Here is a 14,351-nt window from a genome sequence, read left to right as displayed (position 1 = left end):
GATGAGGGGCGTGAAGCCCGAAGCCTTAGGCCGCGGCGGCCGGGGCCTCGGCGAGCTTCTTATGGATCTCGCGCTTCAGGAGGCGCGCGGTCTGCGACAGGTCGCCCTCGCCGGCCTTGATCAGGAAGGCGTCGAGGCCGCCGCGGTGCTCCACCGAGCGCAGGGCGTGCGCGGTGACCCGCAAGCGCACCCGCTTGCCGAGCGCGTCGGACTGGAGGGTGACGTTGCACAGGTTCGGCAGGAACCGGCACTTGGTCTTGCGGTTCGAGTGGCTCACGAGGTGGCCGACCTGAACGGCCTTGCCGGTGAGTTCGCAGCGGCGCGCCATGATAAAAAACGATCCCGTCTCGTTCCGCCCGAATAGACCCGATCGCGACCGGCGCGATCATCGTCGCAGCGGGCGGCGCCCATTGCGTGTTCCAGGTCCGGCGGAGTCCTGTTGAAGGCGCGAGCCTATAGGTGACAAAGCCGCGCCGCGTCAAGGTGCCGGCGGGCAGAGGCGGCGCATCGGCCGTCCAACGGTCTGTTAACCACGATGTTGGGATATAGCCTTCTTCCACCTGCAGGAAGGTGCCTCTCCCGGCTCCGGGCGTCGAGAGGATGCCGACGAGCGGGTGTTCGAGAGGGTGTGTTCGAGCGGGTGTCTTGGGCCGCCCGCCCTGGGATGCGATCCGGATCATGAGCGCCACGCCAATCGGTCGGATGATCAAGCCTGTGACGAAGCACGCTGTCGGGCGCCTCGCGGGCAGCCTTCTCGCGGTCGCGGCCCTCGCGGCCCCGGCCGATGCCGCCGCGCGCGGGTCACGCGGGAAACGCGCCGCTCCGGCCGCCGCGACCGTGGCGGTGGATTACGGCATCAATCTCGCCGGCCTGCCGATCGGCACGGCGCGTCTTGCCGGATCCTTCGAACGCGACCGCTACGCGATGGACGTGTCGGCGGTGCTCACCGGCCTCGTCGGCGCGATCACCGGCGGCAAGGGCTCGGCCCGGGCCTCCGGGAGCTTCTCGGCCGCGCCGCAGCCCGGCGCCTTCGCCATCGCAACGCAGACGGCGAGTTCCGGCATCGCGGTGCGCATGGCCCTGGCGCACGGGAACGTGGTCCAGGCCGAGGTCACGCCGCCGCTCATCGACATGCAGGACCGCGTGCCGGTCACCCCGGCCAACAAGCGCGGCATCATCGACCCGGTGAGTGCCCTGCTGATGCCAACCCAGGGGCGCGGCGAGCCCCTCGATCCGGAGAATTGCAATCGAACGCTGCCGGTCTTCGACGGCGCAACCCGCTTCAACGTGGTGCTCAGCTACGCCGAGACCCGCCCGGTGCAGAAGCCCGGCTATGCCGGCCAAGTTCTCGTGTGCAACGCCCGCTATCAGGCAGTGGCCGGCCACCGCCCGGACCGGCCAGGGGTGAAGTTCATGGAGGAGAACCGCGAGATGTCGGTCTGGCTCGCCCCCGTCGAGGGAACGCGCGTCCTGATCCCGCTGCGCATCTCCGTGCTCACCACGATCGGCACCAACATCATCGAGGCCACGCGCTGGAGCCAGGGCGGCAATCCGACCACGACCGCGACGGCCGGCGCCGCCGGCGGCAGCGTCGCGCAGGCGAGCTTGGCCGGGCAGTAAGGGCGGTTTGACCGGCGGCGGCTTTCCCGGCACGTCCGCCCGGCGCGTCCGCCGCGCCAGGGAGGTCAGCCAGTGCCCAAAGGCTACATCATCGTCCGGATGACGGTCACCGACCCGGACGCCTACAAGGACTACGCCGCCATGGCCTCCGAGGCCATGCGCAAGTACGGCTGCAAGCCGCTGGTCCGGGGCGGCCGCAGCGAAGCGCTCGAGGGCGAGGCCCGTCCGCGCAACGTCGTGCTCGAATTCGAATCCTACGAGGCGGCGCGCACCTACTACTTCTCGCCCGAGTATCAGGCCGCGATCGAGAAGCGCCGGCCGGCGGGGATCGGCGAGGTGGTGCTGGTGGAAGGCGTGGATTGAGCCGCTTCCGGTTGGACCCTTCGTTTCCCACTGCATCGCGGGCACTGCGAAGCGGCGACGGAGGCCGTGGACGAAATCTTCATCCGCCGCGCGATAATCCGCGGATGCGCCTATCTGCCCTCCGAATCGCCCTCGCCCTGACCGTCCTCGGCGGCCCGGCCGCCGCGCGACCGCTGACCGCCGGCACCGCGGAATCCGGCTGCGGCGGCGACGCCTACTCATCGGCCGAGATCGTCGAGCACCGCCGCGGCCCGCTTGTGGCGATGCCCGACACGCTCTGCGCCGATGTGGCGCCCCAGCCGGGCACGCCGACGACGCAGATCGACGTCTACCCGCTCATCACGCCGCAGGTTGGACCTGGCGGCGGCGGCATCCCATATGGGGGAGGATTGATCCGGCCCTATCGTCCCTGACGCGACCGGCCGCCCCAGCATCCCCCGCTCCGCGCCCTGCCGGCGCCGCGACGGCCTTCCGGTCCGAAGGAATCGCCGACCATCGACGCCTTGCTTCGCCCCTCGCCCAGCCGCTCGCTGTCCCGAGACGCCCGCGCCCGCGGCGTCACGGCAGTCCTCGGGCCGACCAACACCGGCAAGACGCATCTCGCCATTGAGCGGATGCTCGCGCACTCGACCGGGATGATCGGGCTGCCCCTGCGGCTCCTCGCCCGGGAGGTCTACCTGCGCGTCGTCGCCAAGGTCGGCCCGGAAAAGGTCGCGCTGGTGACCGGGGAAGAGAAAATAAAACCGGACCGGCCGCGCTACTGGATCTGCACCATCGAGGCGATGCCCCGCGACCTCGACGTGGCGTTCGTGGCGATCGACGAGATCCAGCTCGCCGCCGACATGGATCGCGGCCACGTCTTCACCGACCGCCTGCTCTACGTGCGCGGCCGGGAGGAGACCCTGCTGATCGGCTCCTCGACCGTGCTGCCGCTGGTCCAGAGCCTGATCCCAAACGTCCACACCACCACCCGGCCGCGGCTGTCGCAGCTGACCTTTGCGGGGGAGAAGCGGCTCTCGCGTCTGCCCCGCCGCACCGCCATCGTCGCCTTCTCGGCCGAGGAGGTCTACGCCATCGCCGAGCTGATCCGCCGCCAGCGCGGTGGCGCCGCGGTGGTGCTGGGCGCGCTCTCGCCCCGGACGCGCAACGCCCAGGTCGAGATGTACCAGGCGGGCGACGTGGATTACCTCGTCGCCACCGACGCGGTCGGGATGGGACTCAACCTCGACGTCGACCACGTCGCCTTCGCGGCCAACTGGAAGTACGACGGCACCCGCTTCCGCAAGCTCACCCCCGCCGAGATGGGCCAGATCGCCGGCCGGGCCGGGCGGCACCTCGCGGACGGCACCTTCGGCTCCACCGGCCGCTGCCCGCCCTTCGAGCCCGAGCTGGTGGAGCGCCTCGAGAGCCACGACTTCGACCCGTTGCGCATCCTGCAATGGCGCAACCCGGATCTCGCGTTCGGCAACCTGGAGGCGCTGCAGGCGAGCCTCGACGAGCACCCGCGCGAATCGGGCCTGACCCGCGCCCCCATGGGCGAGGACCAGCAGGCCCTCGAGATCCTGATGAAGGAGGAGGACATCCGCGACATGGCGCGGAGCGCCGCCACGGTTCGGCGGCTCTGGGACACCTGCGGCGTGCCGGATTACCGCAAGGTCCACCCGCAGGTGCATGCCGACCTCGTGGCCCAGCTCTACCGATTCCTCATGAAGGGCATGGCCGGGCGGATCCCCGACACGTGGTTCGCCGAGCAGGTGGCGATGATCGACCGCACCGACGGCGACATCGACACCCTGTCCCGTCGGATCGCCCAAGGACGCACCTGGACGTTCGTCGCCAACAGACCCGACTGGCTGCGCGACCCAGAACATTGGCAGGGCGAGACGCGTCGGGTAGAGGACAGGCTGTCCGACGCCCTGCACGAACGCCTCGCGAGCCGCTTCGTCGACCGGCGCACAAGCGTCCTGATGCGGCGCCTGAGAGAGAACACGATGCTCGAAGCCCAGATTACCGCCGACGGTGACGTCACCGTCGAGGGTCAGCATGTCGGCCACCTTCACGGATTCCTGTTCGTTCCCGATGCCAGCGCTGAGGGGCACGAAGCCAAGACCCTGAGGAGTGCCGCCGAGAAGGCGCTCGCCGGCGAGATCGAGGCGCGGGCCGACCGGTTCGGCGCCACCGCCGATTCGACCCTCGTGCTCGCGCATGACGGCACGATCCGCTGGACCGGCGCGCCCGTCGCCAAGCTCACCCCCGGCGAGAAGCTGTTCGCCCCGCAGATCCGTCTGCTGGCGGACGACAGCCTGACCGGTGCCCATCGCGAGAAGGTCGAAGCGCGCCTCGACGCGTGGCTGAAGGCCACCATCGTGCGCCTCCTCGGTCCGCTCATGGAGATCGAGACCGCGGCCGACCTCACCGGTCTCGCCAAGGGGATCGGCTACCAAGTGGTCGAGGCGCTGGGCGTGCTGGAGCGCTCGAAGGTCGCGCACGAGATGCGCAGCCTCGATCAGGACGGCCGCGGGGCCCTGCGCCGCCACGGTGTCCGGTTCGGCGCCTATCACATCTTCCTGCCGGCCCTGCTCAAGCCGGCGCCCCGCACCCTCGCGGCCCAGCTCTGGGCCCTGCGCAACGGCGGCCTCGACCAGCGCGGCCTCGACGAGATCGCGCATCTCGCCGGCTCCGGCCGCACCTCGATCAAGGTCGATCGGGAGATCGCCAAGGGCCTCTACCGCGCCGCCGGCTTCCGGGTCAGCGGCGAGCGCGCCGTGCGCGTCGACATCCTGGAGCGGCTCGCCGATCTGATCCGCCCGGCGATCGCCTACCGGCCCGGCACCACGCCGGGCGCCCCGCCGGACGGCACCGCCGACGGCGACGGCTTCGTGGCCACCGTCGGCATGACCTCGCTGGTCGGCTGCTCGGGCGAGGATTTCGCCTCGATCCTGAAGTCGCTCGGCTACAATTCCGAGGCGCGCCCCGGCCCGGCCATCACCGTGCCGCTCGTCCCGGCCGCCGCCACCGCGCCGGCCGTACCGGCGGCGGCCGCCGAGGCCGCCTCCGATGAGGCGGTCACCGCGCAGGCGGATGCCGCCGAGCCGGCCGACGACGAGGCCTCCACGGAAGCGGCCGAGCGCGGCGAAGGCTCCGCCGAGGAGGCCCACGCCTCCGCGGAAGAGGTCTCCGCGAGCGGAGCCGAGGAGCCCCCCGCCGAGATCCCGGCTCCGGAAACCGAAATCGCGGCCGTCGAGGAGCCGGCGGCGGACACGCCTCCGGCCGAGGCAGGCGCTGCCGAGGTGGATCAGCCGGCCGAAGCGCCCGAGGCGCCCGTCGTGGCCGAGAGCGAGGCAGGGTCCGAGCCGGCCGAGGCCGGCGCCGAAGCGGCCGCCGACGTGGCTGGCGACGTGACCGCCGAGGCGGCGGCCGAAACCGCGCCCCCGGACGGCGAGCCGACCGCAGAGGTGCCGCAGATCGAGGTGTGGCGCCTGCAGCGCCATCAGCGCCCGACCCATCAGCGGCCGCAGAACCGTCCCCGCGGCGCCGGCCGCGGCCGCGACGGTGGCCAGCAGGGTCAGCACCCGGGACAGGGACGTCCCGAGGGCGGCCGGCCGGAGCACCGCCGGGCGGCCGAGGGCGGAGACGGCGGACCGCGTCCGGGACGGGATCGCGGCCCCCGTCGCGACCGCTTCGAGGGCGGCAGGCCGGAGCGCCGGGACGATCAGCGCGGCGCCGAGCAGCGCCATGCGGGTCCACGGCCCGATCAGCGGCCGCCCCGGCGGGAGCGGGCGCCGGATCCGGATTCGCCCTTCGCCAAGCTGGCCGCGCTCAAGGCGCAGCTCGAAGCCGGCGACGGCGGGAAGCGCTGATCCCCGCGCATGCGGGAGGACCGGCAGCGCCTCGACAAGTGGCTGTGGTTCGCGCGTTTCGCGCGGACCCGGTCCCTCGCCGCGCGGCTGGCTTCGGACGGTTTCGTTCGGGTGAACGGGACGCGCGCCGACAACCCGGCGAAGGGTATCGGCATCGGCGACGTGGTGACGGTCGCCGCGCCGCACGCCACGCTGGCCGTGCGGGTTCTCGGCCTCGGCGCGCGGCGCGGACCGGCCCCGGAGGCGCGGCTTCTCTACGACGATCTGTCGGGCGGCTCCGTTCACGCGGATCCCACCGAGTGACGCGACGGGGTCACAACCGTCCTCAGAGCGATCGGCAGCACAACATGCGGCGCCCGCGCGCTTGTCAGCCCGAGAGGCAGCGTCTAGAGCCGTGGCCTTCGAAGCCCGGCTCCGCGCCGGACCTCACCGGCGTCCCCTCGCAGCGCCACCCGGGCGTGCGGGCCGTCCCCAGGCTCCGCCCGGGCCAAGTCGTGTTTTAGGACGAAGACATCCGATGACCTACGTCGTCACCGACAATTGCATCAAGTGCAAGTACACGGACTGCGTCGAGGTCTGTCCGGTGGATTGCTTCTACGAAGGCGAGAACATGCTCGTCATCCACCCGGACGAGTGCATCGATTGCGGGGTCTGCGAGCCGGAATGCCCGGCCGAGGCGATCAAGCCCGACACCGAGTCGAACCTCGACACGTGGCTGAAGCTGAACGCCGACTATGCCAAGACCTGGCCCAACATCACGCAGAAGAAGGAAGCCCCGGCCGACGCCAAGGATTGGGACGGCAAGACGGGGAAACTGGAAGCCCATTTCTCGCCCAACCCCGGCTCCGGCGACTGAACTGGGCGGCGGGTCCACAGGCTTTCCCACTGCATCTCGCCCGAGCCGACCCGGCGGGCAGAGTTTTGCCGGCCGACCATCGCGTGCGGTGACGTTGCTTGGCCTGCGTCTTACGAAGCCCTGATCCGCAGCTGCGGCATTTCTGCCCGGCTACGCCGGTGTAAAACTCTTCGTCGCCGCGCAGGGCATGCGTGTGCGTCTTCAGGTATGCTTTGATCTGCGCGCCGGATTGTGGTACACAATCGGTCTGCCGTCGCTTGCGCCTGACGTGCTTCCTCCAGCCGAAACACCTTCGATCTTCGTGGGTTAGGAGTAGTACGCGACCGACCGCTGAAGGCGACTTCGGCGGACGTTCCAGGCTTTTGCGCGGCCGCGCCGGGGAACGCCCGGGATCTCGCACTTTGGCGAAGGTCCTGGGAGCGGCGAGGCAAACCGGGTGTCCCGCCCGGAAGAACACGGTTTCGCGCGGCGTCGAAACGCTGCGCGCCAGTGGAGGCCCTTCTCGCATGACCACAGCCAAGAAGACGACGACCACAGGCCGGCAGGGCTTCAAGACCGGCGAGGCTGTCGTGTATCCGGCCCACGGCGTCGGTCGCATCACCGCGATCGAGGAGCAGGAGATCGCGGGTTACAAGCTTGAGCTGTTCGTAGTGTCGTTCGAGAAGGACAAGATGGTTCTGCGCGTCCCCACCGCGAAGGCCAACAGCGTCGGTATGCGCAAGCTGGCCGAGCCGGAACTGGTGAAGAAGGCCCTGGACCTGCTGACCGGCCGCGCCCGGATCAAGCGCACCATGTGGTCGCGCCGCGCCCAGGAATACGAGGCCAAGATCAACTCGGGCGACCTGCTGGCCGTCACCGAAGTGGTGCGCGACCTCTTCCGCTCCGAGGCTCAGCCCGAGCAATCCTATTCCGAGCGTCAGCTGTACGAGGCCGCCCTCGACCGGATCGTGCGCGAGATCTCCTCGGTAAACCGCATCACCGAAACGGAGGCCCTCAAGCTCATCGAGCAGAGCCTTGCGAAGTCGCCGCGGCGGGCCAAGAGCGAGGCGGAGCCCGAGGCCGAAGCCGAGGGTGACAGCGAGGGCGACGATATCCAGGAGGAGGCGGCCTGAGGCCAGCCACGCCCTGAAGCAACGACAGACCCGGCCCCAGTGGCCGGGTTTTTTTTGGCCTGCTGACGCGCCCGCCGCCAGCCGGCCAGACATCTTCGAGCAATCCGGGACTGGACGGAGCGGCAGCCAAGCCCATCTGATCCCGAGAGAACACGAAATCGTGGCCGGCCGACTGTCGCATTCTGGGGCAACGCGGCGGAACTTTCGCGTTCAGCCTTCCGTTGTCGGTTGCCTGGCGTCGCCCCTCGGTGACGCCTGCGCGCCGGGCAGCAGGTCCGGCGCCGCAACAGCACTCGACAACAAGAGGCAGGCGGATGGCTGAGATCGCGGGAATTCGTCGGCAGTTCATACGGACTGCCATGGAGGCGCCCTTCCTGGCCCGGGAGGAAGAGCGCGGCCTCGCCGTCCGTTGGAAGGACGATCGCGACGAGCGCGCCCTCCATCGCCTGATCTCAGCCCATATGCGCCTCGTCATCGCCCTGGCGGGGCGTTTTCGTCACTACGGCCTGCCGATGGCCGATCTCGTCCAGGAGGGGCATGTCGGCCTGATGGAGGCGGCCGCCCGCTTCGAGCCCGAGCGGGACGTTCGCTTCTCGACCTACGCGACCTGGTGGATCCGGGCCTCGATCCAGGATTACATCCTGCGGAACTGGTCGATCGTGCGCGGCGGGACGTCCTCGGCCCAGAAGGCGTTGTTCTTCAATCTGCGCCGGCTGCGCGCCCGGCTGATGCAATCCACCGAGGAGCATGTCGGCGACGAGATCCACCGCCGCATCGCCAGCGCGATCGGCGTCTCGCGCGACGACGTCGCCCTGATGGATGCGCGCCTGTCCGGTCCCGACATGTCGCTCAACGCCCCGGTGGGCGAGGACAACGACGCCTCCTCGGAGCGGATGGACTTTCTGGTCGACGGTGCCGACCTGCCGGACGAGACCGTGAGCGCGACGGTCGATGGCGAGCGTCGCCTCAGCTGGCTGCAGCAGGCGCTGACCGTCCTGTCCGAGCGCGAGCTGCGCATCCTGCGCGAGCGTCGCCTCGCCGAGGATCAGGCGACCCTCGAAGCCCTCGGGCAGCGTCTCGGCATCTCGAAGGAGCGGGTCCGTCAAATCGAGAACCGCGCCCTGGAGAAGCTGCGTCGCGCCCTGGCCGATCGCTTCCCGGCCGCCACCGGCAGCCCGCATATCGGCTGACCGGCACGACGCGTCGTCCCGAAGCCCGGCCTCGGCCGGGCTTTCGCGTTTTGAGGGTTCAGCTGCTCGCTGCGCCACCCTCGACGCGTGTAGCGAAGCGGCTCAGGGTTAGCGAGAGGTCGGGACCGTAGCTCGATCTAGAGCCGCTCCCGACCGCGTTGGGTCACAGGAAAGGACCGCGTCCTGGGCCGCGGTGCCCGATCCCTCCCCCTCATCCTGAGATGCCGGAGCGCAGCGGAGGCCCCGAAGGAGACCTCCAGGGATCGCGCGGCTGGCTGGAGCCTCCTTCGAGGCCCGCTGACGCGGGCACCTCTGGATGAGGGGCAGGAGTTGGACGACCGCTCTTCGAAGTGGCCTGCCGCCTGGCGCAACCCGATCAGGAGCGGCTCTCGATCACTCCGCCGCGCTCGCAAAGACGGGTCGATTGGGCTCCCTGATCGCGCTGCCGGTTCAAGCGCTCTGGACGGCGGCGCTGTGCCGTTCCCGCCGACGGCGGCGGCGGCCGGGCTCGGGGGTTGCGTCGAGCCAGATCACCAGCGCAAGGGCGATCAGCGCCGGTAGGCCGAGGGCGAGAAACGCGCCGGTCCAGCCGACCATGCTGTAAGCCAAGCCGCCGTACCAGCTCGACAGGGCGCCTCCGACGCCCTGCACCGCATTGACGCTGCCCAGCGCCGTCTGGGTCCGCCCGGAGCCCCAGGTCAGGTCGGCCACCACCACCGGCACGGCCACGCCGACGATGCCCGAAGCCACGCCGTCCAGCACCTCGGCGGCGATCAGCCAGACCGGATCGTCGATCAGGCCCGACATCAGCGCGCGGACCGGCAAGACCGCGAAGGCGACCATCAGCATCTGGCGGCGGCCCCGCCTGTCCGCGAGCGATCCGGCGAACAGCGCCACCGGCACCATCACGAGTTGCGCCACCATCACGTAGCGGGCCGTCCAGGTGGTGGCGTCCGCGGCGGTGGCCACGAGCTTCTGGCCGAGCAGCGAGAGCATGCCGCCGTTGCCCAGGTTGAACAGGGTCAGCGCCACGGTCAGCACCAGCAGCCGGCGGTTGCCGAGAACCTGCCGGATGCCGCTGCGCTCCGGCTCGTCCTCGTCGTCCTCTTTCCAGCCGACGGCCCGGCGGCGGTTCCAGGCGCCGGCCGGCGTCGTCAGCGTCGCGACGATCGCCGCGACCGCCATTCCGCCGAGGACCCAGAACGCGATGGCGGGGCCGAAATAGCCCGTTCCGAGGCTGATGCCGCCGGCCGCGATCAGGATGCCGAGATGGTTGAACGCCTGGTTGCGGCCCTGCTGCTTCGGGAAGCGGTCCTTGCCGACGATGCCGAGGGTGAGGGCCGCGACGGCCGGCAGCAGCAGGGTCCCGCCCGCCGCCGCGAGAAGCTGCGCGCACAGCACGGCGGGGAAGCTGCGCGCCGGAAGCAGCAGCAGCGTGCCCGCCAGGATCGCCCCGCAGGCCAGGGCGATCAGGAGGCGCGGCGAGCGGGAGCGGTCGACCAAGGCACCGAACGGGCCGCTGAGAAACAGGGTGCCGAACCCGACCAGGGTGATGACGAACCCCACCCGCGCCGGGCTCCACGATGCCGCCTCCGCCAGCCAGGTCCCCAGGAACGGCCCGAGGCCACCCTGGATATCCCCGATGAACAGGTTGATCAGGGCAAGGTTAGCGGTGGGAGCCATGCGATCCTGGAGCCGTTTCGGGCCCCGGACCTGGACTTGCACCCGGTTACGGTCAAGCCCGGGCCGCCCGTCGCGGCACCGAACCGCGGCCGTATGCCGCCGGACCTGTGGACCGCGCGAATCCGCGTCGCAGGCTCAGGATTCGGAAGGTCCATACGTCATCAGGCCGTGACCGAACGACCAGTTCTCGGGCGAGACCTCGACGAGAGTGATGATGACATCTGCCGGATTCACCCCGGGATCGCGGCCGAGATTGTCGGCGATGGCGGCGTAGAGGGCCCGCTTCTGAGCGGTGCTGCGGGTGGCGCTCGCGATGATCTGGACGATCACGAGATCCGCGCTGTGGCGGATGCCGACATATTCCGGGCTGAAGATGAAATCCGCCGCCGCATGCTCGTGGATGACCGTGAAAAGGTCGCCGTCCGGCACCGCGTAGGTTTCGCGCATCGCGGCGTAGATGCCGGAGACGAGGGCGGCGCGATAAGCCTCCGTCGTGCCGGCGCGCAGGGAGATACGGGTCAGGGGCATCGTGACACTCCAAGGAAGCCGGGTGATCAGTGGCCGCGCGCCGCGGCGAGGCCGGGACGGGCGAGATGCGCGATCGCCACGGCCGGCGTACCGGTGGCCGGTTCGGACCGGAGCGTGAAGCGGGTCAGCCGCCAGCCCTCGGGATCAAGGCCGGCCAATGTTCCGAGAATGCCGGGCTCGCCGGCGATGGCGCGGCCGCGCGTCCGCTCGGTCTCGCTCAGCGTGGCGAGATCCTCCTCGGGGGCGACGAGGCGTGACTCCTCCGATAGGAAACGGGCCGTGGCGGCAGGCCCGAAATCCACCGTCGAGAGCAGCCAAGTCTCGACACGCGGTCGCCCGAAGCTGTCGACGACGGCTCGGAAAGCGGGAGCGGCCAGGAAGGCGGCCGCCGCGCCGGCGTCCTGCCATAGATAGAGCGAGCTGTAGGCGTTCGTCGCCGCACCCCGGCCCCGCTCCTCGATCGTGACAGCCTTGAGGACCAGCCCCGGCATGACATCCCAGGCGGGTGCCCGCTCAGCGACGCGCGCACGGATGCGGTTCATGTCGTAGTCGGCCGGCAGGCGGTGACGGTATCGGGCGATCAGCATCGGGCAAACCTCGTTGGCGCCCGCAAGCTTGCACGACAGTTTGATAACTGCGACATATCGAAACCGATATCTGTCATTTCATTTTTTTATGACCGTACCTCCTCTCGATCTCGACGGTGTCCTGACCTTCGTGCGGGTGGCCGATCTCGGCAGCTTCACGCGTGCCGCCGAGGCGCTTGCCACTTCGCAAGCGGCGATCAGCCTGCGCCTCAAGCGTCTGGAGGACAGGCTCGGCACGCGCCTCCTCGACCGGACGCCGCGGCACGTCGCCGTGACCCGACAGGGTGCGCAGTTCCTGCCGGCGGCCCGGCGGCTTCTGGAGGCGCATGACAGCGCGCTGGCGGAGGTCGCGGGGACGGTGCCGGCCCGCCTGAGCCTCGGCATCAGCGACCATGTCGCCGGGCCGGGCCTCCCCGCTCTGTTGAGGCGGCTCGGCCTCGACGGGGCCGGTCTCGTTACGGAGGTGCGGATCGTGGCGTCGCGCGATCTCGCGGCCGCCTTCGACGCGCCCGGCGAAGGCGGCTACGACGCGGTAATACTGCGCACGGAAGCGGCGTCCGGGCACGACGGAACGGTGCTGGCGGAAGAGCGCCTGGGCTGGTTTGCCGCGCCGGACTTTCCCGCACCACATGCGGGCGAGCCGCTGCGGCTCGCCGGTCTCGCCGGTCCGTGCAACGTCCGGGGTGCCGCGACGCGCGTCCTCGACGCGGCGGGCCTGCCCTGGACCGAGGTCTTCGTCGGCGGCGGCGTGATGGCGGTCGGGGCGGCGGTCACGGCCGGCCTCGCGGTCGCGGCTCTGGCGCCGAGCACCGCGCCGCCGGGCGCCATGGAGGTCGGCGCGCGGCTCGGCCTGCCCGAATTGCCCCGGACCTGGATCGTGCTGCGCGCCCGCCGCCTGGACGGGCGCGCCGCCCAGGCCCTGCGGGCTCTGGCGGCGGCCTACCGGAACCCCGGCGGCCGCTGACGGGCCGCCGGTGTGAGCCTCAGGAGGCGAGCGGCCCCTGGGCGCCCTGCTGCTCGATCATCTTCTGCCGGTACAGACCGACGAAATCGATCGGGTCGATGTACAGGGGCGGGAAGCCGCCGTTGCGCACCGCCTCGGCCACGATCTGGCGGGCGAAGGGGAACAGCAGGCGCGGGCACTCGATCATCACGGCCGGATGGATCTGGTCGGCCGGAATGTTCAGCAGGCGGAACACGCCCGCGTAGGTCACCTCGAAGGCGAACAGCACCTCGTTCTGGACCTTGGCGTCGCCCTCGAGCTTCAGCTCGACCTCGAAATCGGTCTCGGAGAGCTGCTGCGCGTTGACGTTGACCTGGATGTTGATCTGCGGCCCCTGCCCCTCCTTGGGCTGCAGCGAGCGCGGCGCGTTCGGGTTCTCGAAGGAGAGATCCTTCGTGTACTGCGCCAGGGCGTTGATGGTCGGTACGTCGCCCTGCGGCATGCCGCCGCCGTTGCCGTTCGCTGCCGGGGAATCGGCCATGCGGATCATCCTTCTCGATCAGCCGGCGCGGCCGGCGCGGGTTGGTGTCGCGGCGGGTGCCGCTGGATAAAGCCGCGGAACTGCCCAAACTGCAGGGCCGCTAGCACGCGGACCATCCCTGGACAAGCGAGCTGGCGCGACGCTGGCGTTGCCGGCCCGAGCGACCCATATCGCGATCAAGTCGCGCGAGCCGACTCCGCACGCGTACAACCGGCTCGCTCCTTACGCGTTGGTCGGATATGAGTCGCCAGGACCTATGCGTGCCTCAACGGCGCCGCACCGCGTCTGACCTGAGCAAATGGCACAGGGTCTTGCCGCGGCCACCATCGGATCGGTGATGCAGGACAGTTTCGACGTTACGACCATCATCTTCCTCGCGCTCGCAGTCTTCGTGATCTGGCGTCTGCGCTCGGTGCTCGGCCAGAAGACCGGAGCGGAGCGCTCCCCGTTCAAGCCGGTCGATCGCAGCCGCACCGAGCCCCAGGCGCGGTCGGACGGCGACAACGTGGTTCGCCTGCCGGGCGCCGACCGGGTTCAGCCCGCGCCGCCGCCGGCCGCGGCACCGCGCGACTGGCGCGGAATCGCCGAGCCCGGCTCCGAGATCGCGCGCGGCCTTGAGGCCTGCGTCCAGGCCGAGCCCGGCTTCGATCCGCGCGCCTTCCTGGAGGGCGCCAAGTCGGCCTACGAGGCGATCATGATCGCCTTCGCCAAGGGCGACCGGAAGACCCTGCGCGGGCTCCTGTCCAAGGAGGTCGGCGAGGCGTTCGAGCGCGCGATCGTCGAGCGCGAGCGCAACCGGCAGACGCTGGAGACCACCTTCGTGTCGATCGACAAGGCCGAGATCGTCGCCGTCGAGGTGCGCAACCGCGTCGCACAAGTGACCGTGCGCTTCCTGTCGAACCTCATCACGGCCACTCGCAACGCGGAGGGCAAGGTGGTCGATGGCAGCGCCGAGACCGTGGTCGAAGTACCGGATGTCTGGACCTTCGCCCGCACTCTTGGCTCGCGCGATCCGAACTGGCAGCTCGTGGCCACCGAGGCCGGCGCCTGAACGCGTGGCAGCCGAGC

General features: G+C 70.4%; 15 protein-coding genes. 10 read left to right on the top strand and 5 right to left on the bottom strand.

Features of this window, described 5'->3' with window-relative positions:
- Positions 1-25: 25 nt before the first annotated feature.
- Complete coding sequence (gene rpmB / locus ABIE45_RS08345; protein ID WP_091778228.1) at positions 26-328, bottom strand: 50S ribosomal protein L28; 303 nt, start codon at positions 326-328, stop codon at positions 26-28.
- 374 nt (positions 329-702) lie between these two features.
- On the opposite strand from rpmB, the gene ABIE45_RS08340 reads away from it, so the two are divergent.
- From ABIE45_RS08340 to ABIE45_RS08305, 8 genes are all read left to right on the top strand, one after another.
- Positions 703-1,620, top strand: a complete 918-nt coding sequence (locus tag ABIE45_RS08340; RefSeq protein WP_192707320.1) for a DUF3108 domain-containing protein — start codon at positions 703-705, stop codon at positions 1,618-1,620.
- Between the two features lie 72 nt (positions 1,621-1,692).
- A complete protein-coding gene (locus ABIE45_RS08335; RefSeq protein WP_192706283.1) occupies positions 1,693-1,983 on the top strand; it encodes a DUF1330 domain-containing protein in 291 nt (96 codons plus the stop codon).
- Between the two features lie 104 nt (positions 1,984-2,087).
- Entirely contained in the window at positions 2,088-2,396 is a 309-nt protein-coding gene (locus ABIE45_RS08330; RefSeq protein ID WP_192706282.1) for a hypothetical protein, read from the top strand.
- 90 nt (positions 2,397-2,486) lie between these two features.
- The gene (locus ABIE45_RS08325; RefSeq protein WP_373622238.1) at positions 2,487-5,843 is read left to right on the top strand and encodes a helicase-related protein; all 3,357 of its coding nucleotides are present in this window, start codon (positions 2,487-2,489) and stop codon (positions 5,841-5,843) included.
- Between the two features lie 9 nt (positions 5,844-5,852).
- Positions 5,853-6,146 carry an RNA-binding S4 domain-containing protein gene (locus ABIE45_RS08320; RefSeq protein WP_192706281.1) on the top strand — a complete coding sequence of 98 codons (294 nt, stop codon included), beginning with the start codon at positions 5,853-5,855 and terminating at the stop codon, positions 6,144-6,146.
- 214 nt (positions 6,147-6,360) lie between these two features.
- Positions 6,361-6,699: a ferredoxin FdxA gene (fdxA, locus tag ABIE45_RS08315; RefSeq protein ID WP_192706280.1), complete on the top strand. Its 339-nt coding sequence runs from the start codon at positions 6,361-6,363 to the stop codon at positions 6,697-6,699.
- A gap of 506 nt (positions 6,700-7,205) precedes the next feature.
- Positions 7,206-7,811 (top strand): CarD family transcriptional regulator, encoded by a 606-nt coding sequence (locus ABIE45_RS08310; protein WP_192706279.1) that lies wholly within the window; start codon positions 7,206-7,208, stop codon positions 7,809-7,811.
- A gap of 314 nt (positions 7,812-8,125) precedes the next feature.
- Positions 8,126-9,001 carry an RNA polymerase factor sigma-32 gene (locus ABIE45_RS08305; protein WP_192706278.1) on the top strand — a complete coding sequence of 292 codons (876 nt, stop codon included), beginning with the start codon at positions 8,126-8,128 and terminating at the stop codon, positions 8,999-9,001.
- 450 nt (positions 9,002-9,451) lie between these two features.
- Here the strand turns inward: ABIE45_RS08305 and ABIE45_RS08300 are convergent, their stop codons facing one another.
- From ABIE45_RS08300 to ABIE45_RS08290, 3 genes are all read right to left on the bottom strand, one after another.
- Positions 9,452-10,684, bottom strand: a complete 1,233-nt coding sequence (locus tag ABIE45_RS08300; RefSeq protein ID WP_192706277.1) for an MFS transporter — start codon at positions 10,682-10,684, stop codon at positions 9,452-9,454.
- A 135-nt stretch (positions 10,685-10,819) separates the two neighbouring features.
- Positions 10,820-11,212 carry a tautomerase family protein gene (locus tag ABIE45_RS08295; RefSeq protein ID WP_192706276.1) on the bottom strand — a complete coding sequence of 131 codons (393 nt, stop codon included), beginning with the start codon at positions 11,210-11,212 and terminating at the stop codon, positions 10,820-10,822.
- A 26-nt stretch (positions 11,213-11,238) separates the two neighbouring features.
- A complete protein-coding gene (locus ABIE45_RS08290; RefSeq protein ID WP_192706275.1) occupies positions 11,239-11,799 on the bottom strand; it encodes a DUF4865 family protein in 561 nt (186 codons plus the stop codon).
- An 88-nt stretch (positions 11,800-11,887) separates the two neighbouring features.
- On the opposite strand from ABIE45_RS08290, the gene ABIE45_RS08285 reads away from it, so the two are divergent.
- Positions 11,888-12,763, top strand: a complete 876-nt coding sequence (locus ABIE45_RS08285) for a LysR family transcriptional regulator (protein ID WP_192706274.1) — start codon at positions 11,888-11,890, stop codon at positions 12,761-12,763.
- Positions 12,764-12,782: 19 nt separating this feature from the next.
- On the opposite strand, the gene secB is transcribed toward ABIE45_RS08285, so the two are convergent.
- Entirely contained in the window at positions 12,783-13,283 is a 501-nt protein-coding gene (gene secB, locus ABIE45_RS08280; protein ID WP_192706273.1) for a protein-export chaperone SecB, read from the bottom strand.
- A gap of 337 nt (positions 13,284-13,620) precedes the next feature.
- Here secB and ABIE45_RS08275 point away from each other — a divergent pair, with 337 nt between their 5' ends.
- Positions 13,621-14,334, top strand: coding sequence for a Tim44/TimA family putative adaptor protein (locus ABIE45_RS08275; protein ID WP_192707318.1), 714 nt, complete (start codon positions 13,621-13,623; stop codon positions 14,332-14,334).
- Positions 14,335-14,351 lie beyond the last annotated feature (17 nt).

Source organism: Methylobacterium sp. OAE515 (genome assembly GCF_041806315.1).
Lineage (GTDB): Bacteria > Pseudomonadota > Alphaproteobacteria > Rhizobiales > Beijerinckiaceae > Methylobacterium > Methylobacterium tardum.
The sequence above is the reverse complement of the archived record's forward strand: the minus strand, read 5'-3'. Positions and strand labels throughout refer to the sequence as shown.